Origin of the sequence: Pelomonas sp. Root1237, from assembly GCF_001425055.1 — a bacterium.
Taxonomy (GTDB): Bacteria; Pseudomonadota; Gammaproteobacteria; order Burkholderiales; family Burkholderiaceae_C; genus Pelomonas.
Genome location: NZ_LMDK01000019.1, coordinates 424,375 through 448,456, shown reverse-complemented (window position 1 = coordinate 448,456; position 24,082 = coordinate 424,375). Strand labels below are relative to the sequence as shown.

Here is a 24,082-nt window from a genome sequence, read left to right as displayed (position 1 = left end):
ATGCGCAAACCGAGCACGCTGCAGATCGCGCTCGCTTTTTCGCTCGGCGTGCACGGCGCGCTGCTGAGCTTGCGCATCGCCGCGCCCGAGGCTTTCAACCGCATCTTCCAGGACACGCCGCTGGAGGTCGTGCTCGTCAACACGCGCTCCAACGAGGCCCCCGTCAAGGCCCAGGCCCTGGCCCAGGCCAACCTGGCCGGCGGTGGCAACATGGAAACCGGCCGCGCGACTTCGCCACTGCCACCGGCGCGGCAAAGCGAAGTGGGTGATGCGGCCGAGGCGCAAAGCTCGCAGATCGCCCAGTTGCAGCAGCAGCAACAGCAGTTGCTGACCCAGGTGAGGCGCGAGCTGGCCCTGCTGCCCCCGCCTGACCCGCGCCGCGAAAAGACCGACGCTGCCGAGCGCGCCCTGGCCGAGAAACGCCGACAGCTCGTGGACCTGCTCGCCGAGATCGAGAAGCGCGTCAACGATGAGAGCGCCCGGCCGCGCAAGCGCTACGTCAGCCCAGCCACGCGCGAGGTGGTCTACGCCCAGTACTACGACGGCCTGCGCCGCCGCATCGAGGAGCGCGGCACGCGCGACTTCCCCGAGGCGCGCGGCAAGAAGCTTTATGGCGAACTGACGATGAACATCCACATCGACCACAAGGGCCGCGTCATCGAGACCGAGATCGTCGCATCCAGCGGCAACCCGACGCTGGACAAGCGCGCCGTCGCCATCGTGCAGGCGGCCTCGCCCTTCGGCAATTTCAGCAAGGAGATGCTGCGCGGGGCTGAGGTGCTGGTCATCACATCGCGCTTCAAGTTCACGCGTGACGAAAGCCTGGAAACGACTTTGCAGGGGCAGCCGCAATGACTGATCGATATGCCGTTGTCGGTCATCCGGTCGAGCACAGCCGCTCGCCGGCCATCCACGCGATGTTTGCGGAGCAGACGGGGCAGCAGCTCGTCTATGAGCGGCTGCTTGCGCCGCTGGATGGCTTCGAGGCCACGCTGCGCGCGTTCGCGGCCGCTGGCGCCAAGGGCTGCAACATCACCGTACCCTTCAAGTTCGATGCCTTTGCGCTGGCCACCGAACATACGGAACGCGCCGCGCTGGCCTGCGCCGTCAACTCGCTGCGCTTCGACGAAGGCGGCTGGGTGGGCGACAACACCGACGGCGTCGGTCTCGTCAACGACATCCAGCGCAACGCCCGCCGGCCGCTGGAAGGCCTGCAGGTGCTGCTGGTGGGCGCCGGTGGCGCGGCGGCGGGCGTGCTGGGCAGCCTGATCGCGGCCAGGCCGGCGCGCATCACCATCGCCAACCGCTCAGTGGGCAAGGCCCAGGCCTTGGTGGCCAGCCATGCCGACCTGGGCGTCCCCCTTGCCGCGGTCACCTTGGCGGAGGCCCCCGCTGCGCAAGACATCGTCGTCAACGCCACCAGCACCAGCCTCGCCGGCGCGTCCTCGCCGGTCGATGCCCGCGTGCTGGCCCGCGGCGCGCTGGCGCTGGACATGATGTACGGCCCCAAGGCGCAAGGTTTTCTGGACTGGGCCGCCGCCCACGGCGCCGAGCCGCGCGATGGCCTGGGCATGCTTGTCGAGCAGGCGGCCGAGGCCTTCTTCTTCTGGCGCGGCGTGCGGCCGGACACGGCGCCGGTGCTGAAAGCGCTGAGATCCGAGCTGAGGGCCGCGCTGTGATCCGCCACATCGGCCGACTCGTCGCTGTGCTGGCCCTGGCCGTCATTTGCCTGCAGCTCTGGTTTGCTGGCCGCATCGCGCTGATGAACGTCCTCGCACCGCAGTCCACCAGCTTCCAGCGCAGCGAGGCCGTGCGCCTGTTGAAGGAAAAACAGCAGGTCGCCTGGAGCCAGCAGTGGGTGAACGACGCCCAACTGGCCACCACGCTCAAGCGCGCCGTCATAGCCAGCGAGGACGACGGCTTCGCCCAGCACGGCGGCGTGGACTGGGAGGCCCTCAAGGGCGCCTGGAAGAAGAACGAGAAGGCACAGGCCCGCGTGGAAGCTCGCGGCAAGGGTGTGGCCAAGGTCATCGGCGGCTCGACGATCACCCAGCAGCTGGCCAAGAACCTGTTCCTTTCCGGCGAGCGCACGCTGTTGCGCAAGGGCCAGGAGCTGATCCTCACGTTGATGCTGGAAGGCCTGCTGAGCAAGCAGCGCATCCTGGAGATCTACCTGAACAGTGTCGAATGGGGGGAAGGCCTGTTCGGTGCCCAGGCCGCGGCGCGGCATTACTTCCGCACGGATGCGTCACGCCTGGGCGCCTTCGAGGCCGCGCGGCTGGCGGTGATGCTGCCGGCGCCCAAGCGCTTCGAGCGCCAGCCGGGCTCGGCCTATGTCATGGGCCGGGCCGGCCTCATCGTCGGCCGCATGAACAGCGCCCAAACGCCATGACCACCCCCACGCTCGCTTCGCTCACTGCCCCCCGAGGGGGCGCGTCAGTGCTTCGGACGGCCGTGCGCCACTGACATGAGCGACTTCACCGAAGAAATCGCCGCTGCCGCCGCCCGCCTCATCGTCGACGAGGGCATGGACTGGGGCCCGGCCAAGCAGCGCGCCGCCCGCGACCTGGGCGCGCCGCGCGCCGCCCTGCCTGGCAACGACGAGGTCGAGGACGCCGTGCGCGAGCACATCGCCATCTTCCATGCCGACACTCAGCCGGCCGAGTTGCGGGCCCTGCGCGAACTGGCCGCGCAGTGGATGGCGCGCCTGGCCGAGTTTCGCCCGCACCTGACTGGCGCCGTCTGGCGCGGCACGGCGACACGGCTGTCCAATGTTCACCTGCAGCTGTATTGCGACGACAGCAAGGCCGCCGAGATCGCGTTGCTGGATCGCGGCATCAACTTCGACGTGGCCGAAACGACAGCCGGCCGTGGCCGGCAGGTCGACATGCTCATCCTGGATGCACCTTGCGCCGCCCTGGGCGAGCGGGTGACGCTGTGCCTGACCATCCTGGACTTCGACGACCTGCGCGGCGCCCTCAAGCCCGACGCGCGCGGCATGACCGAGCGCGGCGACCTGGCCGCGCTGCAAAACCTGCTGGAGGCCGCCGAATGACGCCCATCAACCGCCGCCTGATCCTGACTGGCGCCGGCGTCGGGGCCGCAGCCCTGGGCGCCGCCTTCGCCTGGCGCAAGTTGAACCCACCGGTGGCTTCCGTCGTCGCCCAAGCATTCTGGGCGCGACGCTTCCCTGCCCTGGACGGTAGCGACCTGGACGTCGCCCGCTGGCGCGGCCAGCCCCTGCTGGTCAACTTCTGGGCCACCTGGTGCCCGCCTTGCGTCAAGGAACTGCCGGAGATCAACCAGTTCTACAAGGAAGCCAAGGGCAAGGGCTGGCAGGTCCTTGGCCTGGCGGTGGATCAGGCCGAGCCGGTCAAGGCCTTCCTGCAGAAGACGCCGCTGGACTTCGCGGTCGCGCTGGCCGGGCCGGAAGGCCTGGGGCTGGTGCGGGAACTGGGCAATCCGGCCGGCGGCCTGCCCTTTTCCGTCGTTTTCGACGAGACCGGCGAGATCAGTTGGCGGCGTCTGGGCGTGAGCCGCCTGGAAGAACTGCGCCAATTGACCCGAAGCTGACGCGCCCCCGAGAATTTCCCTATCCAGCAGGAAATCGGGTCCAAAACGCGTAAAGTTCGCCCTTCCTCAATTTAGTGGCGACTCTCTAGACCTTCGGGCAGGCGCGCCGCCACATGTTTGATGCAAGTTCTCGTCCTGCATGGCCCCAACCTCAACCTGCTCGGCACCCGCGAGCCCGAGGTCTACGGCGCGCAGACTCTCGCGCAGATCGATGCCGAACTCGGCAAGATCGCCACGGATGCCGGCGCCACGCTGAACAGCTTCCAGAGCAACCACGAGGGAGCATTGGTCGACCGCATCCAGGCTGCGCGCACCGACGGCACGCGCTTCATCATCATCAATCCGGCCGCCTACACCCACACCAGTGTCGCCATCCGTGACGCGCTGGCGGCTGTGGCCCTGCCCTTCATCGAAGTTCATTTGTCGAACATCCACCGCCGCGAAGCCTTCCGCCACCACAGCTATATGAGTGAGCTGGCGGTGGGCGTCATCTGCGGCCTCGGCGCCAACGGCTACCGCCTTGCGCTGCGCCACGCCCTCGAATCGTTGGAAGCTGGCGCCTGACCTCCGGTCTCGCGCCGCTTTTTCTCTTCCCCCACAACAACAACACCGCCTGGAGCCAAGATGGACCTTCGCAAGCTCAAAACCCTGATCGACCTGGTTTCGGAATCCAATATTTCCGAACTGGAAATCACCGAGGCCGACGGCAAGGTCCGCATCGTCAAGGCTGACCCGGCCGCCGCCGTGGCCATGCAGCCGGTCTACGCCGCCGCTCCCGTCGCCCATGCACCGGCCCAGGTCGCCATGCCCGCCGCCGCAGCGGCCCCGGCCGCCGCGCCGGTCGAGACCGGCCATATCGTCAAGTCGCCGATGGTCGGCACCTTCTACCGTGCGTCCAGCCCCAACGCCAAGCCGTTTGCCGACGTTGGCCAGCAGGTCAAGGAAGGCGAAGCCATCTGCATCATCGAAGCGATGAAGATCATGAATGAGATCGAAGCCGACAAGAGCGGCACGATCACCAAGGTCATGTGCGAGAACGGCCAGGCCGTAGAGTTCGGACAACCGCTGTTCGTGATCGAGTGAGGCCACTCGATGTTTAAGAAGGTCCTTATTGCGAATCGCGGAGAGATCGCTCTGCGCATTCAACGAGCGTGCCGAGAACTCGGCATCAAGTCCGTCGTCGTCTATTCAGAAGCCGATCGCGACGCCAAATATGTGCGCCTCGCCGACGAGGCCGTCTGCATTGGCCCGGCGCCCTCGGCCCAGAGCTACCTCAGCATGCCGGCCATCATTGCGACGGCCGAGGTGACGGACGCTGAAGCCATCCACCCCGGGTACGGCTTCCTCAGCGAGAACGCCGATTTCGCCGAGCGCGTCGAGCGCAGCGGCTTTACCTTCATCGGCCCGACGCCTGAGTCCATCCGCCTGATGGGAGACAAGGTCTCGGCCAAGCAGGCCATGATCCGCGCCGGCGTGCCCTGCGTGCCCGGCTCCGAGGGCGCCCTGCCCGAGGACCCGAAGGAGATCATCAAGATCGCCCGATCGGTGGGCTACCCCGTCATCATCAAGGCGGCCGGCGGCGGCGGCGGGCGCGGCATGCGCGTCGTGCACACCGAGGCGGCCCTGGTGCACGCGGTGCAGACGACACGCGCCGAAGCGGGTGCGGCCTTCGGCAACCCCGAGGTCTACATGGAGAAGTTCCTGGAGAACCCACGCCATGTGGAGATCCAGATCCTCGCTGACACCTTCAAGAACGCCGTCTGGCTGGGTGAGCGCGACTGCTCCATGCAGCGCCGCCACCAAAAGATCATCGAGGAAGCGCCGGCACCCGGCATCCCGCGTCGCAACATCGAAAAGGTGGGCGACCGCTGCGCGGCGGCCTGCAAGAAGATGGGCTACCGCGGCGCCGGCACCTTCGAGTTCCTGTACGAAAACGGCGAGTTCTACTTCATCGAGATGAACACGCGCGTCCAGGTGGAGCACCCGGTCACCGAGATGGTCACCGGCATCGACATCGTGCAGCAGCAGATCAAGATCGCAGCCGGCGAGAAGCTGCCGTTCACGCAGCGCCAGATCGAGATGCGCGGCCACGCCATCGAATGCCGCATCAACGCGGAGGACCCGGTCAAGTTCGTGCCCTCGCCCGGCCGCATCACGATGTGGCACGCGCCGGGCGGGCCCGGCGTGCGCGTGGACTCGCATGCCTACACGAACTACTTCGTGCCGCCCAACTACGACTCCATGATCGGCAAGATCATCGTCCACGGCGACACGCGTGAGCAGGCCCTGGCGCGCATGCGCATCGCGCTGAGCGAGACGGTCGTCGAAGGCATCCAGACCAACATCCCGCTGCACCGCGAGTTGATGGCCGACGCCAAGTTCATCGAAGGCGGCACATCCATCCATTACCTTGAAGGCTGGATGGCTGCCCACAAGCGATGAGCAACCTCTTCGAGTTGGCCCTGGTCTGCCACGAGGCCGACGTCGAGATCGTCAGCGATGCGCTGATGGAGATCGACGCTCTCGCGGTCTCGGTGGAGGATGCCGACGCAGACACCGAGGCTGAGCACGCCTTGTTCGGCGAACCCGGCATGCCGGCGCCCGCAGCCGGTTGGGAGCGCTCGGTCGTCAAGGCCCTCTTTCCCACCGAGCCCGAGGCCACCGAGGCGGCGACGCTGATCCTGGCCCAGGACTGGGCTACGGATGTGCATGTGCAAGCCATCCAGGCCGTGCCCGAGCAGGACTGGGTGCGCCTGACGCAAAGCCAGTTCGCGCCGGTCGAGATCACGCCCGAGTTCTGGATCGTGCCGAGCTGGCACGAGGCACCGCCGCAGGCCCAACGCGTCATGCGCCTGGACCCCGGGCTGGCCTTCGGTACAGGCACACATCCAACGACGCGCATGTGCCTGCGCTGGATCGCGACCCATTCCCAGCCCTGGATTCGCGTGCTGGACTATGGCTGTGGCTCCGGCATCCTTGCCATTGGCGCGGCCCTGCACGGCGCGCGTGACATCGACGCCGTCGACATTGACCCGGCTGCCGTCACTTCGTCGCGCGACAACGCGGCGGCCAATGGCGTCACGCTGAAACCCGGCCTGCCGGAGCTGGCCCGGGGCGAGTACCCGCTGGTCATGGCCAACATCCTGGCCACACCGCTGAAGCTGCTCGCACCACTGCTTTGCGCCCATGTCGCGCCCGGCGGCAACCTGATCCTGGCTGGCATCCTGAGCCGCCAGGCTGAGGAACTGAAGGCCGCCTACGCGCCCTGGCTGGCGCTTGAAGTCAGCGATGAAGAGGATGGCTGGATCCTGATGACGGCCCAGCGAGCGGCATGAGCACCGCACGGCCGCCCGAAGGTGCTCATTCCCGCTTGGCGGGAGTGAGCCCGGACTTGAGACGCCCTGAGGGCATCTCATGCCTGGCGAACGCCTGGCCGCTCCGTCGGCCAGGCAAGCGCGCAGCGCGAAGGGTGCACCCGTGAGCCTCGCGACGCGCTGCACGGCCTGCGGAACGATCTTCAGGATCGTCGAGGACCAGTTGCGCGTCTCCGATGGCTGGGTGCGCTGTGGCCGTTGCGCGGAGATCTTCGACGCCCGCGAACTGCTGTTCGACATCGAGCGGGACGCTCCACCGCCCTGGCCGCCACAGTATGCGCCGGCCACCGTGGTGCCGGAGCCCGAGCCCCTGCCACCGCCTCCCCCTCCGCCACCTCCGCCCCCGGTCTACACACCGCCAGCGGACTGGATGCCGCCCCCCGAACCCGAGCCCCGTGCCGAGGCCTTGCCTACCGGCTGGCCCTCCGAGTACGGTCGGCAGGAAGCCAGGCCCGAGCCTCATTGGGTGGGTGACGACCGTGCCAGCGAGCCGGTTGCCGCCCCCCCGCCCATGGTGGCGCGTGATGCCGGGCCGGAACCGTCGATGGCCGAGATGGCTCCCATCACGGCCGAGCCGGCGGAGCGGCCGGGCAAGCCCGCAAAGGTCGCCAAAGCCGCCAAGCCGCAGAAGCCCGGCAAGGCCGAGGCGCCCGGCAGACTCGTGCCCGAGTTCATGCGCAAGGCCGAGAACACCGCTCGCTGGAATCGCCCTGCCGTGCGTGTGGCCCTCGGCGTCGCATCCCTCTTGCTTGCCGCAATGCTGGCCCTGCAGGTGACGCTGCACTTTCGCGACGCCATTGCCGCCCTGCACCCGCCCCTGCGCGAGCCATTGAAGGCGCTGTGCAGCGCCGCTGGCTGCGAGGTCAAACCGTGGCGGCGCATCGAGGCGCTCAGCATCGAATCAACGGCGCTCAGCCCGGTGGGCGCCGGCAGCTACAAGCTCAATCTCGCGCTGCGCAACAAGACCAGCGTGGACGTCGCCGCGCCTTGGGTGGAATTGAGCTTGACCGATGCCAGCGGCGCGGCTTTCTCCCGCCGCGTGCTCGGTCCCGAAACCCTGACCCCGGTGCTGACGCAGGTCAATGCCGATTCTGAACAGGCCTTGAGCCTGGTGTTCGGAACGGGTGGCCAGAAGGTCAGCGGCTACAGCGTCAACATCTTCTACCCCTGAGAGCGTCGACTCCGACTGCCCATCAACGGCCACCCGCAGTTCGCCTGCGATGGTGCGGTCCGCGTCATGGCCTCGTTGCCGTCCCAATGGGAAAGGCGCAGAGCCCATGCGAGTCCCTGAGACTTGAGCGATTCGACCAACGTCAGACGTCAGGCCGGAACACGCTGGCGTGCTGCGGGGAGAGAGGCAAGGGGTCTACGCCCGGAATTGACTTTAGGTCGGCAGGTTCGCGGGCCCTGTAGGACCATGCCGCATCGCCCGGACAAGCCGTTAGCAGATGCATCCCGGCCCTGCGAAAAGGACGGCGGAAATAAAAAACCCGGCCCCGAAAATTTCGGGGCCGGGTTGCCTGCTTCGCCGGGATCCGGGTGGACGAACCACCCGGCGGCGAGTCAGCGGATCGCCTGGTTAGGGCTTGTTGCCGGTCGGGAAGGGCCAGGCAGCTTGCGGGCTCAGAGCCGTCTTGGCCGCAGGAGCGGTTGCAGCAGCGGCAGGCTTGGCAGCCGGGGCAGGCTTGGCGGCAGCCTTCTTCGGAGCTGCGGCCTTCTTGGCAGCAGGCTTCGCGGCGGGCTTGGCAGCGGCCTTCTTGGSSGSAGCRGCCTTCTTGGCCGGAGCGGCCTTCTTGGCGGGYGCAGCCTTCTTGGCCGGAGCGGCCTTCTTCGCTGCGGCCTTAGCCGGGGTCTTTGCAGTTGCCATGGTTTTCTCCTTGATCAAGTGGAAAAGTCACCGTCCCGCACGGACCGGTCCGTGCGGATACGGTTATTCACCGCCCGAGAGTCGCCCAGGAGGAGCGCCTCGATACGGTGAATGGGATCGCCATGCAGCCCCGCCACGTCTAGCGTGTTGATGCGGGTTTCGCTCGGTGACTGCATTGGCCAGGTCTTGATCTTGTGATGGCTGGGACTTCAGTCCCAGCTCAGTACCCCGCCTGATTGGTACTCGATGACGCGCGTCTCGAAGAAGTTGCGTTCCTTCTTCAAGTCGATCATCTCGCTCATCCAGGGGAAGGGATTTTCTTCGTTAGGGAACAGGGCTTCGAGGCCGATCTGCACCGCACGGCGGTTGGCGATGAAGCGCAGATAGCCCTTGAACATCGAGGCATTGAGGCCCAGCACACCACGCGGCATGGTGTCCTCGGCGTAGCGGTATTCCAGCTCGACGGCCTTCAGGAACAACGCCTTGATCTCGGCCTTGAACTCGGCCGTCCAGAGGTGCGGGTTCTCAAGCTTGATCTGGTTGATCAGGTCGATGCCGAAGTTGCAGTGCATTGACTCGTCGCGCAGGATGTACTGGTACTGCTCGGCTGCACCCGTCATCTTGTTCTGGCGGCCCATCGCCAGGATCTGCGTGAAGCCGACGTAGAAGAACAGGCCTTCCATCAGGCAGGCGAAGACGATCAGGCTCTTCAGCAGCGTCTGGTCGTTCTCCGGCGTGCCGGTGTGAAAGTGCGGGTCCATGATCGCGCCGATGAAGGGGATCAGGAACTCGTCCTTGTCGCGGATGGACTGGACTTCGTTGTAGGCGTTGAAGATCTCGCTCTCGTCCAGACCCAACGACTCCACGATGTACTGGTAAGCGTGCGTGTGGATCGCCTCTTCGAACGCCTGGCGCAGCAGGAACTGGCGAGCCTCGGGTGCCGTGATGTGGCGGTAGGTGCCCAGCACGATGTTGTTCGCGGCCAGCGAGTCAGCGGTGACGAAGAAGCCGAGGTTGCGCTTGATGATGCGGCGCTCGTCTTCGGTCAGGCCGTTGGGATCTTTCCAGAGCGCGATGTCGCGGCTCATGTTCACTTCCTGCGGCATCCAATGGTTGGCGCAGGTGGCGAGGTACTTCTCCCAGGCCCATTTGTACTTGAAGGGCACCAGCTGGTTGACGTCGGTCTGGCCGTTGATGATGCGCTTGTCGGCAGCCTTCACGCGACGCGCGGTGGTTGGTTCGCCGGACAACTTGGGAGCAGGAGAGGAAGCGAGAGCAACTTCAGGCATCAGGGGTGCCGAAGGCAGTGCCGCGACAGGCTTCGCGGTGTGTGTGTCAGTGGACTTCAGGTCTTCGTCCCAATCCAGCATGGTGTGCTTCCTATCACTTCGAATTATCGGCAGTGCTTGTGCAAATCAACAAGAACTAGCTACAGCTATTTGCATCGTTCGCGCAAAGTTTGTTGCGCGAGGGCATCGAAACCGAGGCCTTCACTTGTATAGACAAGTGAAGGCCTCGCTCCGAATTTACTGACAGGCCTCGCAATCCGGATTGTCGATCGAGCAGAACTTCATGTCCGTCGCCGGCAGTTCGGGCTCGACGACGGCAACCGGCGCGACCGGTGCGGCGGCCATTGCTGCGGTGCTGTTGGACACCGCGTTGAGCTGGCCCGAGCGCGTCACCGTGCTCTTCTCGGCCTGCGTCGCGCTGGTCGTGCGCAAGTAGTAGGTCGTCTTCAGGCCGCGCTGCCAAGCGAGCTTGTAGGTCTCGTCGAGCTTCTTGCCCGACGCGCCGGCCATGTAGATGTTCAGGCTCTGCGCCTGGTCGATCCACTTCTGGCGGCGAGCACCGGCCTCGATCAGCCACACGGTGTCGACTTCAAAGGCCGTCGCGTAGAGCGCCTTGATCTCCTCCGGCACGCGGTCGATGCGACGCAGCGAGCCGTCGAAGTGCTTGAGGTCCATGACCATCACGTCGTCCCACAGGCCCAGCGCCTTCAGGTCACGCACCAGCGATTCGTTGATGATGGTGAATTCGCCCGACAGGTTGGACTTGACCGACAGGTTGCCGAAGCACGGCTCGATGGAGGCGTCCACGCCGATGATGTTGGAGATGGTCGCCGTCGGCGCGATCGCCACGCAGTTGCTGTTGCGCATGCCGAAGCTGGCGATGCGGCCGCGCAGGGCGTCCCAGTCCATCGTGGTCGAGCGGTCGACGTCGACGTAGCCGCCGCGGGCCTCGGCCAGCAGGTCCAGCGAGTCGATCGGCAGGATGCCGCGATCCCACAGCGAGCCCTTGTAGGTGGAGTAGCGGCCGCGTTCCTCGGCCAGTTCGGTCGAGGCCCAGTAGGCGTGATAGCAGACGGCCTCCATCGAGCGATCGGCGAAGTCGACGGCAGCCTGCGAGGCGTAGGGAGTGCGCAGTTGGTACAGCGCGTCCTGGAAGCCCATGATTCCCAGGCCGACCGGGCGGTGGCGCAGGTTGGAGTCGCGCGCCTTCTTGACGGCGTAGTAGTTGATGTCGATGACGTTGTCGAGCATGCGCATCGCGGTGCGCGTCGTCTTCTTCAGCTTGGCCTGGTCGATCTGGCCATCCTTGATGTGCTGGGCCAGGTTGACGGAGCCGAGGTTGCAGACGGCGATCTCGCTGTCGTTGGTGTTCAGCGTGATCTCGGTGCACAGGTTGCTGGAGTGCACGACGCCGACGTGCTGCTGCGGGCTGCGCACATTGCAGGCGTCCTTGAACGTGATCCAGGGGTGGCCCGTCTCGAACAGCATCGACAGCATCTTGCGCCACAGGTCCTTGGCCGGCATGCGCTTGAAGAGCTTGATCTCGCCGCGGTCGGCCTTGGCCTCGTAGGCCGTGTAGGCGACTTCGAAAGGCTTGCCGAACAGGTCGTGCAGGTCCGGGCAGGTGCTGGGGCTGAACAGCGTCCAGTCACCGCCTTCGAGCACACGGCGCATGAACAGGTCGGGAATCCAGTTCGCCGTGTTCATGTCGTGCGTGCGGCGGCGGTCGTCGCCGGTGTTCTTGCGCAGGTCCAGGAACTCCTCGATGTCGAGGTGCCAGGTTTCCAGATAGGCGCAGACGGCGCCCTTGCGCTTGCCGCCCTGGTTCACGGCGACGGCCGTGTCGTTGACGACCTTCAGGAAGGGCACGACGCCTTGGCTCTTGCCGTTGGTGCCCTTGATGTGCGAGCCCAGCGCGCGCACCGGGGTCCAGTCATTGCCCAGGCCGCCGGCGAACTTGCTCAGCAGCGCGTTCTCCTTCAGCGCCTCGTAGATGCCGTCGAGGTCGTCGCTGACGGTCGTCAGGTAGCAGCTCGACAGCTGCGAGCGGCGCGTGCCGGCGTTGAACAGCGTCGGCGTGCTGGACATGAAGTCGAAGCTCGACAGCACTTCATAGAACTCGATGGCGCGGGCTTCGCGGTCGATCTCGCCCAGGGCCAGGCCCATGGCCACGCGCATGAAGAAGGCCTGAGGCAGCTCGATGCGCTGCTCTTCGATGTGCAGGAAGTAGCGGTCGTACAGGGTCTGCAGGCCGAGGTAGTCGAACTGCAGGTCGCGCTCGGGCTTGAGCGCCGCACCCAGCTTGACCAGGTCGTACTGCTGCAGCTTCTCGTCCAGCAGTTCGGCCTTCACGCCCTTCTTGATATAGCCGGGGAAGTACTCGGCGTAGCGCTGGGTCATCTCACCCTGCAGCACCTCGCCACCGAGGATCTCGCGGCGGATCGTGTGCAGCAGCAGGCGCGCGGTGGCGCGGCTGTAGCCCGGGTCCTTCTCGATCAGCGTGCGCGCGGCCAGGATGGCGGCCTTGTAGACCTCGTCGATGGCGACGCCGTCGTACAGATTGCGCTGGGTCTCGGCCAGCACGGGATCAGGCTTGACGTCAGCGCCGAGGTTCTCGCAGGCCGACGCGATCAGCGACTTCAGCGCACCCAGGTCCAGCGGGCGGCGCTCGCCGCGGTCCACCACCATCACCACCGGCTCGGCGGCGCGCGTGGCCTCGCCCTGCGCGGCGCGCTCCTGCGTGCGGCGCTCGCGATACAGCACGTAGGCGCGAGCGACTTCATGGTTGCTGCTGCGCATCAGGCCCAGCTCGACCTGGTCCTGCACATCTTCAATATGGAAGGTACCGCCACTCGGACGCGAGCGCAGCAGGGCGCGCACGACGTTCTGGGTCAGCTGCTCCACCGTCTCACGCACGCTGGCCGAGGCTGCGCCGCTGGTGCCATGCACGGCCAGGAAAGCCTTCATCAGCGCAACGGCGATCTTGCTCGGCTCGAACGAGACCACGGCGCCATTGCGGCGAATGATCTGGTAGGCCTGATAGCCGGACAACGCAGGGGCGCTGGGGGCGGTGGCGTCGGATCCAAACGCGACCGGGGACTGCGACGACAGCGAGGCGGAGGTGGCCTGGCCCGTGGCGGCTTCATGCAGCATGAGGGGATCCTTTATCGAGAAATGACGGGCAAATGCGCGGCATCAACCCGAAGGTCGGGCCAGCGCATCGTGCGGTGCTTCAGTGGGGTATTTCGTCCCTGCCGCTCCATTGCCAGGCCGGCGTTTCGGCTTGGTCCCCGGGCGCTTTGCTGCCGTGGCCAAGCCACTGCAAACAGCGAATCCGAGGGGATGGTCATGGGGTCGACTGGCTCAGCAGGATATCACGAAGGAACACTATATCTATGGCCCCCGCCGTCCTCAAGCACTACCGCTAGTGTCAAACCCTGGCCGCGATTTCTCTGGACAAATGCCCTGCGCGCGCCTTTGGCCGATCAGATCGGGGCTTGCAACCGGCAACCCGCATCAACACTGGGCTGGCGGGCCGAAGCGGGCCGCAAGGCCGCGCCAGCGCTGCGTCCGAGCAAGCGCTCTATAGCCTCGCCGCAGATTCAAGCAGGGCAAATCCCGAGAAGGTTTTTCTTTCAGCTGTCACCAGCCGAGATCGCAAGCCGCGCCATGCGGTAGCGGATCTGGCGCAGCGACAGCCCGAGGCTGGCTGCCGCGGCCGTGCGGTTGAAGCGGTGCAGCTCCAGCGCTCGCAGCAGAATGGCGCGCTCGACCTCGTCGAGATAGCGCGCCAGGTCCGACGGCAATTCCTCGGGCAGGGACACGCCCTCGGCCACTGGTGCCGCCCCAAGGGGGGTGTCCAGCGCGGCGAACTGCGACTCGCTGCGGTCCTCGTCCAGCAGCGTGTCGGGCAGGCCAAGATCGTCGGCGTCGATCCACTCACCGCCCGCCAGCGCCAGCGCGCGGTGCAGCAGGTTCTCGAGCTCGCGCACATTGCCGGGAAAGGCATAGCGCGACAGCGTCTGCAGCGCACCCACCGTCAGTCGCGGCGCTGGTGACACGCCAGCGTCCTGGGCGATGCGGGTCAGCACCCGGGTGCTGATCAGGCCCAGGTCCTCCAGGCGCTCGCGCAGCGGCGGCACGCGGATCTGGATGACGTTGAGGCGGTAGAACAAGTCCTGGCGGAAGCGCCCCGCCGCCACCTCGGCGGACAGATCCTTGTGCGTCGCGCTGAGGATGCGCACATTGATCGGCGTCTCGGCGGTGGCGCCGACCGGCCGCACCGAACGCTCCTGAATGACGCGCAGCAGCTTGCTTTGCATCGCCAGGGGCAGGTCGCCGATCTCGTCCAGGAAGAGCGTGCCGCCATCCGCCGCCTGGAAGAAGCCCTCGCGGTCCTCGTTGGCACCGGTGAACGCGCCCTTGCGGTAGCCGAAGAACTCGGCCTCCAGCAGGTTCTCGGGAATGGCGCCGCAGTTGACGGCGATGAAGCCCTGCCCGGCGCGCACGCCGTGGTCGTGGATGGCCCGCGCCACCAGCTCCTTGCCGGTCCCGGATTCACCCTGCACCAGCACCGGCGCCATGCTGCGCGCCACCTTGTCGATCAGCGAGCGAACCGCGCGGATGGCCGGTGATTCACCCACCAGGCGCAGCGCCGACGCCGGCATTGCCGCGCTTTTTTCTTGCGCCGCCGGGCTGGGATCGGGCGCCACGCGGCCCAGTGCCGAACCGACGACGAGGCGGAACTGGCGCAGGTCCACCGGCTTGGTCAGGTAGTCGTAGGCGCCGGCCTTCAAGGCTTCCACCGCGTTCTCGGCCGAGCCGAACGCCGTGATGACGATGGCCTTCTCGGGTCGGCCGGCCTGCTCCAGCCAGCGCAGCAACGCCAGGCCCGAGCCGTCGGGCAGCTTCATGTCGGTGATGACGGCGCTGTAGGTCTGGGCCTGCAGATGCGCCAGCGCCTCTGCCACCGTGCCCGCACTGTCGATCTCATAGCCTTCACGCAGCAGCGTCAGCTCGTAGAGCGTGCGCAGATCGGGCTCGTCGTCGACGACCAGCAGGCGCGGGAGCGTGGCAGTAGTCATGCAGAGGATGCAGATGAGGGCGTGCGCAGTCGAACGCAGAACTCGTTGGCCGCCGCGTCAGTGGCGCGGCGATAGTCGATGCGGGCGCCGTGACGCTCACACAGTTCACGGCAAATGTAGAGGCCCAGGCCCGAACCGCGGCTGCGTGTCGAGAAGAAAGGCTCGAACAGATGGCGCTCGATCTCATGCGGCACCGGCGCGCCCGCGCTGCGCACGACGAGGTCCAGCGCATCGCCGTGGCGGTCCAGCGTCGCCTGGATCGCGCCCGCGCCGGGCTCGGCATGGCGGTGCGCGTTGTCCAGCAGGTTGACGAGGATGCGGCGCAGATGCTCGGCATCGAACAGGCCCGTCAGGCCTGGCGCGCCGATGTGCAGCCGGAAGCGGCTCTGGGCACCCGGCTCGACGCCGTTGACCTGCACCCAGTCCTCGCAGGTCTCCTGCACCAGCGCGCTGACGTCCAGCGGCTGCGTGTCGGGCTGCATGCCGGGCGCCAGCTCGCTGACGTCGTCGACCAGGCGCTTGAGCCTTTGCACATTGGAGGCGACCATCCTGGTCAGCTGCTCGGCGCGCCCGCCGGCGACGTCCTCGGCCAGCAAGGCATTGGCCTGGGCGATGGCCGCCAGCGGGTTGCGAATCTCGTGAGCGATGCCGGCCGACACCCGGCCCATGGCGGCCAGTTTCTCCTGGCGGGTACGCGCCAGCAGCTCGCGGTTGTCCTCGACGAACAGCACGCACAGCTCCTCGCTGCCCTCGCGCTGGCGTGTGAAGCGCAGGCGCAGGCGCAGGCTGCGCGCGGCGCCGCTGTCCAGCGCCAGCGCCACGTCGACTTCCGCTCCCCCCTCGCCGGCGCTGCCACCATAGGCTCGCTCCAACGCGAGCACCAGGGGCTGCCAGTCGGCCCGCCCGCGCAACTGCCAGCTCAACTCTCCGCTGGCGGCGCCCAACAGGCTGCGCGCCGCCGGGTTCATCGCGCGGATGCGGCCACGCCGATCGACGACGAGCACGCCCTCCTGCATCTCATCGATGACCAGGCGGTTCAGCAGCTCCTGCTGGCGGGCGAGCGCCAGGCTGCCCCGTGCGGCCTTCTCCTCGCGAGCGAGCCGCGCGCTGAGCTCACCGGCGAGTAGGCTCACGGCGAACAGGCCGCTGCCCACCAAGCCGGCCTGCGTCGTCTTCAGGCCCACGTCCAGGCCGGCCAGCAGCGACCAGGCGGCCGCACCGAGCAGGCCCAGCGTTGCCATCGCCGCTGTAGCCAGCGCCAGCATGCGCGGGCTCAGCACGGCCGCCATCAGCACCGGCATGACGAAGAGGGCGCCGTAGTTCACCCCACTCGGGTCCAGCGCATGCAGCACGCCGAACAGGATCAAGTCCACGCCGATGGCGCTCCACCAATGGGGGCTGCTGATGCGCGCCAGGCTGCGCGCCGAGGCGCCCCGCCGCAGCTGCGGCGCCAGCCACAGGGCCAGGGCCGCCACGGCATAGGACAGGCTCAGTGCCAGCGTCGAGCGCGCCGGCGTCGTGCCGAGAACGACCGAGATCAGTTGGGCCATCACCAGGGCCAGGCCCAGGGCTGCACGCGCCGACAGGAAGGCGCGGTAAAGACGCTCGAACGAAGCGCTGGCCTCGGCCGGCGGCTCCGCCGGCGGCTGCTCGACGAACCAGCTGCCGGCGCCGGCCACCGTCAGGCCTGCCCCTCGCGGGCCTCGAAGCTGGTGCGATGCGCCGAGCTGCAGAACACGCCACCCTTGCCCGGCAGCGCCTCATCGACGGGCAGATGCATGCCGCATTCGGCGCAGCGCAGCATGGCTTGCGGCGGCGCCGGCGGCTGGGGCTTGCGCGCCTCGGGTTCGCGCGGCCGGCCGCGCTTGATGCCCAGCACAAAGAACAGGCCCGCCAGCAGGGCCAGCAGCAGCAGGTATTTCATGCGCCGCCTCCGTTGACACCGCGCTGCAGGATGACCTCCAGCACGAAGCGCGAGCCGGCATAGGACAACAGCAGCAAGGCCGCGCCGGCGTAGAGCCAGCGCGTCGCACGCCGGCCGCGCCAGCCGTAGATGCGCCGCCCGACCAGCAGGCCGGTCAGCACCAGCCAGCCCAGCACGGCCAGCAGGTTCTTGTGGTCCCAGCGCCAATGCGGTGTGAACCACCATCCCAGCAGGATGGCCAGGGACAGCACGCCGACGCCGGCGGCCACGAACTGGAAGGTCAGGCGCTCAAGCCGCAGCAGCGGCAGCCCGGCGGGTGTCGACTGCTTGCGGCGCAGCTGCGCCTCGGCGCGGTTCATCAGCGCCGCATGCAGCACCGCCACGCCAAACAGGCCGTAGGACGCCAGGCCCAGCACCCAGTGCAACGGCGCCCAGGGCGACGCGGCCAGCGGCCGGCTCTCGCCGGGGAAGCCCCAAGCCAGCAGCACGGCCGCCGCCGCCAGCCAGGCCAGCACGCGCCGCACGCTGTGCAGGGGCAGAAAGCGGCTTTCAACCAGATAGACCGTCAGCACCAGCCAGGTCGTCATCGACAGCGCCGGTGCGAAACCGAAGCGCGCTCCCGGCTCGGCCAGGCCGTAGCCACTGATATCTATATAGAGGGCGGCGAACTGGGCCGTCCAGGCCAGGGCCATGGGCGGCACGGACCGCAGCGGCCGCCGCACGGAGGCATCGTCGCCGGCGCGCGCGCGCAGCAGGCCAACCCAGACATATCCCAGCAGCGCCAGCGCGCTGGCGACGGCCAATGCCGGCCCGGGGCCGAGGCTTTGGGCGCCGGCTGCGGCGTCTCCAGCATCGGCAAGAAGGGCGGGCGATAAACTCATGGCTGCAGTGTACTTTTGGCCTGCCGCCGTTCTGGCGGTCCAGGAGGCTGTCGGGCTTTGGGCGGGGTGCGCGCCGAGGCGAGTTGCGAGGCCAGGCTAGGCGTCGACGAGGCGTTGGGTGGGGCCCAGCAACGAGTCGGCAACGACGCATGGCCCCGCAAATCGCCTCGGCCCTTCGGGTTGGGTCTGCAAGGGGGCTGATGCGTTGTTGCTCCTCCTCGCGGGCACGAGCCCGCAGCGTCGTCGCGCCTAGCCTCAGCCCCCTTGCAGATCCAACGTGCACCCCGCCCAAAGCCCGACAGCCTCCTAGCCCACCTCCCCACCATGGCATCCAACCTCACCGACCGCCTGAGTCGCCTCGTCAAGACGATGCGCGGGCAGGCCCGCATCACCGAGAGCAACGTGCAGGACATGCTCCGCGAGGTGCGCATGGCCCTGCTGGAGGCCGACGTGGCCCTGCCGGTGGTGCGCGACTTCATTGCCCGCGTGAAGGAGAAGGCTCTGGGCCAGGAGGTCGTCGGTTCGCTGAACCCCGGCCAGGTGCTGGTCTCGGTCGTGCACAAGGAACTCGCCGCGACCATGGGCGAAGGCGTGGCCGACATCAACCTCGCCGCCCAGCCGCCCGCCGTCATCCTGATGGCCGGCCTGCAGGGCGCCGGCAAGACGACGACGACGGCCAAGCTCGCCAAGCACCTGATCGAGAAGCGCAAGAAGAAGGTGCTGACGGTCTCCGCCGACGTCTACCGCCCGGCAGCCATCGAGCAGTTGAAGACGGTGACCAGACAGGCCGGCGCCGAATGGTTCGAGTCCACGCCCGAGCAAAAGCCTCGTGACATCGCGCTGGCCGCGCTGGACTACGCCAAGCGCCACTACATCGACGTGCTGCTGGTGGACACCGCCGGCCGCCTGGCCATCGATGAAGCGCTGATGGCCGAGATCAAGGAGCTGCACGCGGTGCTGAACCCGGTCGAGACGCTGTTCGTCGTCGACGCCATGCAGGGCCAGGATGCGATCAACACCGCCAAGGCCTTCAAGGACGCTCTGCCGCTGACCGGCGTCGTGCTGACCAAGCTCGACGGCGACTCTCGCGGTGGTGCGGCGCTGTCGGTGCGCCAGATCACCGGCGCGCCGATCAAGTTCGCCGGCGTGTCCGAGAAGATCGACGGGCTGGAAGTCTTCGACGCCGACCGCCACGCCGGCCGCGTGCTGGGCATGGGCGACATCGTGGCCCTCGTCGAGCAGGTCACGGCCAACGTCGACATGGCCAGCGCCCAGGCGATGGCCGACAAGCTCAAGAGCGGCAGCGGCTTCGACCTGAATGACTTCCTGCAGCAGATCGCGCAGATGAAGAAGATGGGCGGCCTGGGCGGCCTGATGGACAAATTGCCGCAGAACATGATGGGCAACAAGCAGCCCGGCCAGGCCGACATGGACCGCGCCGAGCGCGACATGAAGCGCATGGAAGGCATCCTGCGTTCCATGAGCGCCAAGGAGCGCTCACACCCGGCCCTCTTGATGGATGGCAAGAGCAAGGCCAGCCGCAAGCGCCGCATCGCCACCGGCGCCGGCGTGCAGATCCAGGACGTCAATCGCCTGCTGAATCAGTTCGACCAGATGCAGCAGATGATGAAGAAGATGAAGGGCGGCGGCCTGATGAAGATGATGAAGCGCATGGGCGGTATGAAGGGCTTGCCGGGGATGTAAACCCGCAGGCGTGCGCGCTCGAGCGTTCGGCCAATCCGCCCGCCGACAGCCTCCGGTCAGCGGGGACACAAGTCCACACACTTGGTCCCAAGGTCGAGGGACAACGGAGCATGGTCAAGAACCGGCGCGACCGCTAGCGTCGCGCGCATGCTGAATCTCCACCTTCCCCACGCCGTCAGCGCCTGGCTGAGCAACCTCACCGGGCAAGGCAGAGCGCCTCGCAAGGACGCCAGCGATACCGTGATGCAGTGGCCGCCCACCGCTGCGCGGGTGCTGGTGAGCGCGGAGCGCCATGCCCACAAGTGCATCGCACAAGCCCTGGCACTGGAACACCCCAAGGGCTTCCTGCTGGCCCATGTGCCGCTGCACAAGCTGGTGCGGGTGCCGAAGCAATACTCCTACCGCGAGTGGCTGTCGCGCACGGGTTTGCTGACCGTCGACTTCGCGCTTTGCGACGAACACGGCTATGCGCGCTCCGTCGTTCTGCTGCCCGTCGCCGACGAGCCTCGCCATTCCAGAAAACGGGATCGCCTGTTGCGCGTGCTGGGCGCCACCGAGCTGGCGGTCACACCGTGGAACCGGGAATGGCAGAACGAATCCAGCGACCGACTGCGTGACACGCTGTTCCCCAAGCCGCGCGCATCCGGCTACTACGCCGATACGCCGCACGCGCACTAGCCGAACATCACCAGGGCCGCGCAGCCCAGCAAGCCCAGACCGCCGAGGCGGTTCAGCCAGGGCCCGGCGGGCATGCGGGCACGACGGCGCAGCAGGGCCGCACCTGCGATCAACAGCGCGAACCAGCCGATGTTGATCAGCTCGAACAGCAGGCCCAGGCGCATGAAGCCGCCCAGCCAGTCGGTGTTGTCAACCGTCAGGAAGAGCGGAAAGAAGGCGCCGAAGAACAGGATGGGCTTGGGGTTGAGCAGGGTCAGTAGCAGGGCCGGCCCGAAAGCGCCGCTGACCTTCCCGCCGGATTTCTCCTCCATGGTGGCAGGCGCCGCAGCGCTGCGCAGCATGGTCAGCCCAAGCCATGCGACATACAGCGCGCCGACCATCCGCAATGCCACCGACACCGCCGGCCACTGCCGCAGGAGGCTGGCCAGCCCCAGGCCAGCCGCCGTGATCAGCAACAGATCGCCGGCCACCAGGCCGCCAACGGCCAGCATGGCGCGAGGCACCGCCGTGCGCACCTGGCCCAGCACATAGAGCGTCGCCGGCCCCGGCACGACGATGACGAGCAAGGCGGCCAGCAGGAAGGCGCCAAGGTGTTGGACGCCGTTCATGCGCCCACCCCTTCACCAGCCAGCGCTGCTGCGTGCGTGTCGATGAGGGCATCCAGCCAGTCGTCCAGGGGATCAAACAGCCAGCCCAGCGCCGTCGCGCGACCGGTGTCCAGCGCGTGAAGCGCGGCGTAGTCGAAAGGGCTCGCACCGGCACCAGCTTTCGGCGTCATCAGCGCCTCGCGCCCCAATCTTGTCGCGATACGCGCATGCAGTTGTGGCGCCGTCAGCGTGCCGCGGCTCGCGACGTTGAGCGGGCCGAGAAAGTCCTGGCGGCCAGCCCAGACCAACAGCGCCACCACGCCAGGCACATCGATGAAGGAGGTCGCGCCCGGCACCGCCGCATGCAGCAGCGGTTCGCCACGGAGGACCCGCTCGACATAGCCGCGCAGCCGGCCGGTGAAATCCTCCGCGCCGCCCAGCACGTGGGCCAGCCGAAGCGTCGCGACCGGCAGCTCCCGAGCCCCCAGCAGCTGGACCTCGGCGCGACGCTTGCCGTCGCCATAGGCCGTCGGCGGCCTGTCCACGGACCGCGCCAGGTCGAGATCCTCCTCTCGATAGGCGCGCGCCAGCTGGCCATGCCGCGCGTCATAGACCTCGAGCGTCGACGTCATCAGGTAGCGGCCGACCTTGCCGGTGAACAGGCGTGCGGCGAGTGCGGCTTCATCCGGGCCGTAGCACATCTGGTCGTAGACGACGTCAAAGCGCGCATCGCTGAATGCAGCCTGCATCGCCGTCGCGTCGCCACGGTCCACCGCGACGCGGCGCACGCGCACGCCGAAGGGATCGGGCGTGCGGCCTCGCGTCGCGATCGTCACGCGGTTGCCAGCAGCGAGCAGTGCCTCAACAAGAGGAATGCCGAAAAATCGGGTTCCGCCGATGACCAGGATTTTTTGACTCATGACTCGTCCGTGGAGTGATGGCCAGCAGTCTTCCCTTGCGGGGCGAGAAGCGAAACCGAGATTTGGCTATCCTGAGGATCAGGAAAACTTGCCCTCGCGCCATGCCCAAGCCTTTTGCCAGCCTGTCCGGCCTGCTCGACTTCGAAGCGGCCGCCCGCCACGATGGCTTTCGCGCGGCGGCAGCCGAGCTGCACAAGACGCCGGCAGCGTTGAGCCAGCAGATCAAGCTGCTGGAGCAGTCCCTGGGCCTGGCCCTGTTCGTGCGCCACCCGCGCCATGTCGCCATCACGCCGGCCGGGCGCGCGCTGGCCGCGAGCGTCACGCGCATGGTGGGCGAACTGCGCGAGCAGGTGCTGGCGCTGCGCGAGACGCAGGACCCGCACACCGTGCGTGTATCCAGCACGCATTCGCTGACGATGAAGTTCCTGGTTCCGCGGCTGCATGCGTTCACCGCGACCCATCCGGCGGTCGACGTGCGCGTGCAGGCCAGCGACCAACTCGCCGACCTCGACGGTGGGGGCTGCGACATCGCGCTGCGCTACCAGGCTCTCGACAAGATGGGAGAGCCGCCGCTGTATGCCGAGCAGCAGGTCGTCGTCTACAGCCCTGCCCTCACGCCCAAGCCCGCGCCACTGGCCGAGCTGCTGCGCCAGCCGCTGCTGCACGAGGAAGGGGGGCTGCAGGCCTGGCAGCGCCTGCTGTCGCGCGAGGGGCTGGCCGCGCGGCGGCATCTCGATTTCTCACGCAGCTACAGCCATGGCGGGCTGCTGGTGCAGGCTGCGGTGGCCGGGCTGGGCGTGGGCCTTGTGCCGTTCGCGCTCGCGGCCGAGGACATGGCGCAAGGCCGCCTCGTGCGGGCCCGCTGCGCGCCGCTGCCTTCGGCCTACGGCTACCGACTGCTGCGCGGTGCCGCTCGCGTCGGCGCGCCGGCGGTCGACGCGTTCGAAGCCTGGGTCCGCACGGAGTTCGGGCGGCTTACTCCAGCAGCGCCCGTGCGAACTCGCGCGCGCTGAAGGTTTCCAGGTCTTCCAGCTTCTCGCCCACGCCGATGAAATAGACCGGCACGGGCCGCTCGCGCGCTATTGCCGCCAGCACGCCACCCTTGGCGGTGCCGTCGAGCTTGGTGACGATGAGCCCGGTCAGGCCCAGCGTTTCGTCAAAGGCCTTGACCTGGTTCAGCGCGTTCTGGCCGGTGTTGCCGTCCACCACCAGCAGCACCTCATGAGGCGCACCTTCCTGGGCCTTGTTGATGACGCGCTTGATCTTCTTCAGCTCTTCCATCAGGTGGAGCTGCGTCGGCAGGCGGCCGGCGGTGTCGGCGATGACGACATCGGCACCACGCGCGCGGCCGGCATTGACGGCGTCGAAGGACACGGCCGCGGGGTCGCCGCCCTCCTGGCTGACGATCTCGACCTTGGCGCGGTCAGCCCACACACCCAACTGCTCGCGCGCCGCGGCGCGGAAGGTGTCGGCAGCCGCCAGCAGCACCTTCTGGTCGGCTTCGGCAAGATGGCGGGTCAGCTTGCCGATGCTGGTCGTCTTGCCGGCGCCATTGACGCCGACGACCATCATGACGGTGGGCGTGTGGCGGCCGACTTCCAGGCCCCTTTCCAGCGGCGACAGCAACTCGGTGAGCGCGTCGATCAGCAGACCACGCACGGCCTGCGGGTCGCTGGCCCGGGCGTCCTTCACGCGACGCTTCAGGTCATCGAGCAGGAATTGGGTGGCCTTGACGCCGGCGTCGGCCATCAACAGCGCCTCTTCCAGCTCCTCATAGAGCTGGTCGTCGATCTGGGTGCCGGTGAAGACGCCGGCAATGCTGCCGCCGGTCTTGCGCAGGCCGGCGCGCAGCCGCTCCATCCAGCTCTGGCGCGGCGCAGCGGCGGGTTCGAGCGCCCTCGGCGGCAGGGCGACGGGCAGCGCGGGAGCCGGCGCGGCGGGAACGGGTGCTTGGGGCGCAGCGACCGGTGGTGCAACTGGCTCGGGAGCGGCGGGCGGAGGTGGCGGGCTGGCGGGCTTGGTGACCCAGCCCTCGGGCAGCAGGGTGGGCGCCTCGTCGGGCACCGGCGCCGGCGCCGTCTTCTTGAAGAAACTGAACATGGGGGCATTCTCGCCGGCCCAGGCGAAGGCCCCTTTCTCGCACGCGCTTGATTTTTTGGCGGCGGCGAACCGGGTGACACTGAATCAGGCTCCCCGCACTC

The 24,082-nt window shown here is 67.6% G+C and carries 22 protein-coding genes and 1 pseudogene; 13 read left to right on the top strand and 10 right to left on the bottom strand.

From position 1 onward, the window contains the following. The 10 genes from ASC91_RS24810 (at position 1) to ASC91_RS24765 (ending at position 8,118) form a co-directional block, all read left to right on the top strand. Positions 1 to 855: an energy transducer TonB gene (locus ASC91_RS24810; protein WP_056203572.1), complete on the top strand. Its 855-nt coding sequence runs from the start codon at positions 1 to 3 to the stop codon at positions 853 to 855. Beyond that, entirely contained in the window at positions 852 to 1,679 is an 828-nt protein-coding gene (gene aroE, locus ASC91_RS24805; protein ID WP_056203569.1) for a shikimate dehydrogenase, read from the top strand. The genes ASC91_RS24810 and aroE overlap by 4 nt, the downstream gene beginning before the upstream one ends. Next, positions 1,679 to 2,392 carry a monofunctional biosynthetic peptidoglycan transglycosylase gene (gene mtgA, locus ASC91_RS24800; protein ID WP_056203666.1) on the top strand — a complete coding sequence of 238 codons (714 nt, stop codon included), beginning with the start codon at positions 1,679 to 1,681 and terminating at the stop codon, positions 2,390 to 2,392. The genes aroE and mtgA overlap by 1 nt, the downstream gene beginning before the upstream one ends. 75 nt (positions 2,393 to 2,467) lie before the next feature. After that, entirely contained in the window at positions 2,468 to 3,055 is a 588-nt protein-coding gene (locus ASC91_RS24795; protein ID WP_056203566.1) for a hypothetical protein, read from the top strand. After that, complete coding sequence (locus ASC91_RS24790; protein ID WP_056203563.1) at positions 3,052 to 3,573, top strand: TlpA disulfide reductase family protein; 522 nt, start codon at positions 3,052 to 3,054, stop codon at positions 3,571 to 3,573. Before ASC91_RS24795 ends, ASC91_RS24790 begins: the two co-directional genes overlap by 4 nt. A gap of 117 nt (positions 3,574 to 3,690) precedes the next feature. Continuing rightward, positions 3,691 to 4,137 carry a type II 3-dehydroquinate dehydratase gene (gene aroQ, locus ASC91_RS24785; protein WP_056203560.1) on the top strand — a complete coding sequence of 149 codons (447 nt, stop codon included), beginning with the start codon at positions 3,691 to 3,693 and terminating at the stop codon, positions 4,135 to 4,137. A gap of 60 nt (positions 4,138 to 4,197) precedes the next feature. Beyond that, positions 4,198 to 4,656: an acetyl-CoA carboxylase biotin carboxyl carrier protein gene (accB, locus tag ASC91_RS24780; protein ID WP_056203557.1), complete on the top strand. Its 459-nt coding sequence runs from the start codon at positions 4,198 to 4,200 to the stop codon at positions 4,654 to 4,656. A 9-nt stretch (positions 4,657 to 4,665) separates the two neighbouring features. After that, the gene (accC, locus tag ASC91_RS24775) at positions 4,666 to 6,015 is read left to right on the top strand and encodes an acetyl-CoA carboxylase biotin carboxylase subunit (RefSeq protein WP_056203555.1); all 1,350 of its coding nucleotides are present in this window, start codon (positions 4,666 to 4,668) and stop codon (positions 6,013 to 6,015) included. After that, positions 6,012 to 6,908, top strand: coding sequence for a 50S ribosomal protein L11 methyltransferase (gene prmA / locus ASC91_RS24770; protein ID WP_056203552.1), 897 nt, complete (start codon positions 6,012 to 6,014; stop codon positions 6,906 to 6,908). The genes accC and prmA overlap by 4 nt, the downstream gene beginning before the upstream one ends. Before the next feature lie 142 nt (positions 6,909 to 7,050). Further along, positions 7,051 to 8,118, top strand: a complete 1,068-nt coding sequence (locus ASC91_RS24765) for a zinc-ribbon and DUF3426 domain-containing protein (protein WP_162247860.1) — start codon at positions 7,051 to 7,053, stop codon at positions 8,116 to 8,118. A gap of 408 nt (positions 8,119 to 8,526) precedes the next feature. Here the strand turns inward: ASC91_RS24765 and ASC91_RS24760 are convergent. The 7 genes and pseudogenes from ASC91_RS24760 to ASC91_RS24730 all read right to left on the bottom strand — a co-directional run. Further along, positions 8,527 to 8,820, bottom strand: a pseudogene (locus tag ASC91_RS24760) (histone); the annotation flags it as partial. 203 nt (positions 8,821 to 9,023) lie between these two features. Next, positions 9,024 to 10,184, bottom strand: a complete 1,161-nt coding sequence (locus tag ASC91_RS24755) for a ribonucleotide-diphosphate reductase subunit beta (RefSeq protein WP_056203546.1) — start codon at positions 10,182 to 10,184, stop codon at positions 9,024 to 9,026. Positions 10,185 to 10,340: 156 nt separating this feature from the next. Next, positions 10,341 to 13,256, bottom strand: coding sequence for a ribonucleoside-diphosphate reductase subunit alpha (locus tag ASC91_RS24750; protein WP_056203543.1), 2,916 nt, complete (start codon positions 13,254 to 13,256; stop codon positions 10,341 to 10,343). A gap of 482 nt (positions 13,257 to 13,738) precedes the next feature. Further along, entirely contained in the window at positions 13,739 to 15,187 is a 1,449-nt protein-coding gene (locus tag ASC91_RS24745) for a sigma-54 dependent transcriptional regulator (RefSeq protein ID WP_056203540.1), read from the bottom strand. Then, positions 15,184 to 16,866, bottom strand: coding sequence for a PAS domain-containing sensor histidine kinase (locus ASC91_RS24740; RefSeq protein ID WP_056203537.1), 1,683 nt, complete (start codon positions 16,864 to 16,866; stop codon positions 15,184 to 15,186). Before ASC91_RS24740 ends, ASC91_RS24745 begins: the two co-directional genes overlap by 4 nt. Positions 16,867 to 16,868: 2 nt before the next feature. Continuing rightward, positions 16,869 to 17,111, bottom strand: a complete 243-nt coding sequence (locus ASC91_RS24735; RefSeq protein WP_056203534.1) for a PP0621 family protein — start codon at positions 17,109 to 17,111, stop codon at positions 16,869 to 16,871. Beyond that, complete coding sequence (locus tag ASC91_RS24730; protein ID WP_056203530.1) at positions 17,108 to 17,992, bottom strand: inner membrane protein YpjD; 885 nt, start codon at positions 17,990 to 17,992, stop codon at positions 17,108 to 17,110. The genes ASC91_RS24735 and ASC91_RS24730 overlap by 4 nt, the downstream gene beginning before the upstream one ends. A gap of 324 nt (positions 17,993 to 18,316) precedes the next feature. Between ASC91_RS24730 and ffh the strand changes: the two genes are divergently transcribed. Both ffh and ASC91_RS24720 read left to right on the top strand, forming a co-directional pair. Next, on the top strand, positions 18,317 to 19,696 hold the full coding sequence (ffh, locus tag ASC91_RS24725; RefSeq protein ID WP_056203527.1) for a signal recognition particle protein: 1,380 nt from the start codon (positions 18,317 to 18,319) through the stop codon (positions 19,694 to 19,696). A 147-nt stretch (positions 19,697 to 19,843) separates the two neighbouring features. Further along, on the top strand, positions 19,844 to 20,374 hold the full coding sequence (locus tag ASC91_RS24720; RefSeq protein WP_056203523.1) for a hypothetical protein: 531 nt from the start codon (positions 19,844 to 19,846) through the stop codon (positions 20,372 to 20,374). On the opposite strand, the gene ASC91_RS24715 is transcribed toward ASC91_RS24720, so the two are convergent. Together ASC91_RS24715 and ASC91_RS24710 are read right to left on the bottom strand one after the other, a co-directional pair. Beyond that, on the bottom strand, positions 20,371 to 20,982 hold the full coding sequence (locus tag ASC91_RS24715; RefSeq protein ID WP_056203520.1) for a LysE family translocator: 612 nt from the start codon (positions 20,980 to 20,982) through the stop codon (positions 20,371 to 20,373). The genes ASC91_RS24720 and ASC91_RS24715 overlap by 4 nt on opposite strands. After that, positions 20,979 to 21,881, bottom strand: a complete 903-nt coding sequence (locus tag ASC91_RS24710) for an NAD-dependent epimerase/dehydratase family protein (RefSeq protein WP_056203518.1) — start codon at positions 21,879 to 21,881, stop codon at positions 20,979 to 20,981. Before ASC91_RS24710 ends, ASC91_RS24715 begins: the two co-directional genes overlap by 4 nt. Positions 21,882 to 21,982: 101 nt before the next feature. Between ASC91_RS24710 and ASC91_RS24705 the strand changes: the two genes are divergently transcribed. Further along, the gene (locus ASC91_RS24705; RefSeq protein ID WP_056203515.1) at positions 21,983 to 22,894 is read left to right on the top strand and encodes a LysR substrate-binding domain-containing protein; all 912 of its coding nucleotides are present in this window, start codon (positions 21,983 to 21,985) and stop codon (positions 22,892 to 22,894) included. Here ASC91_RS24705 and ftsY read toward each other — a convergent pair. Next, positions 22,857 to 23,981 (bottom strand): signal recognition particle-docking protein FtsY, encoded by a 1,125-nt coding sequence (gene ftsY, locus ASC91_RS24700; protein ID WP_056203513.1) that lies wholly within the window; start codon positions 23,979 to 23,981, stop codon positions 22,857 to 22,859. The genes ASC91_RS24705 and ftsY overlap by 38 nt on opposite strands. Positions 23,982 to 24,082 lie beyond the last annotated feature (101 nt).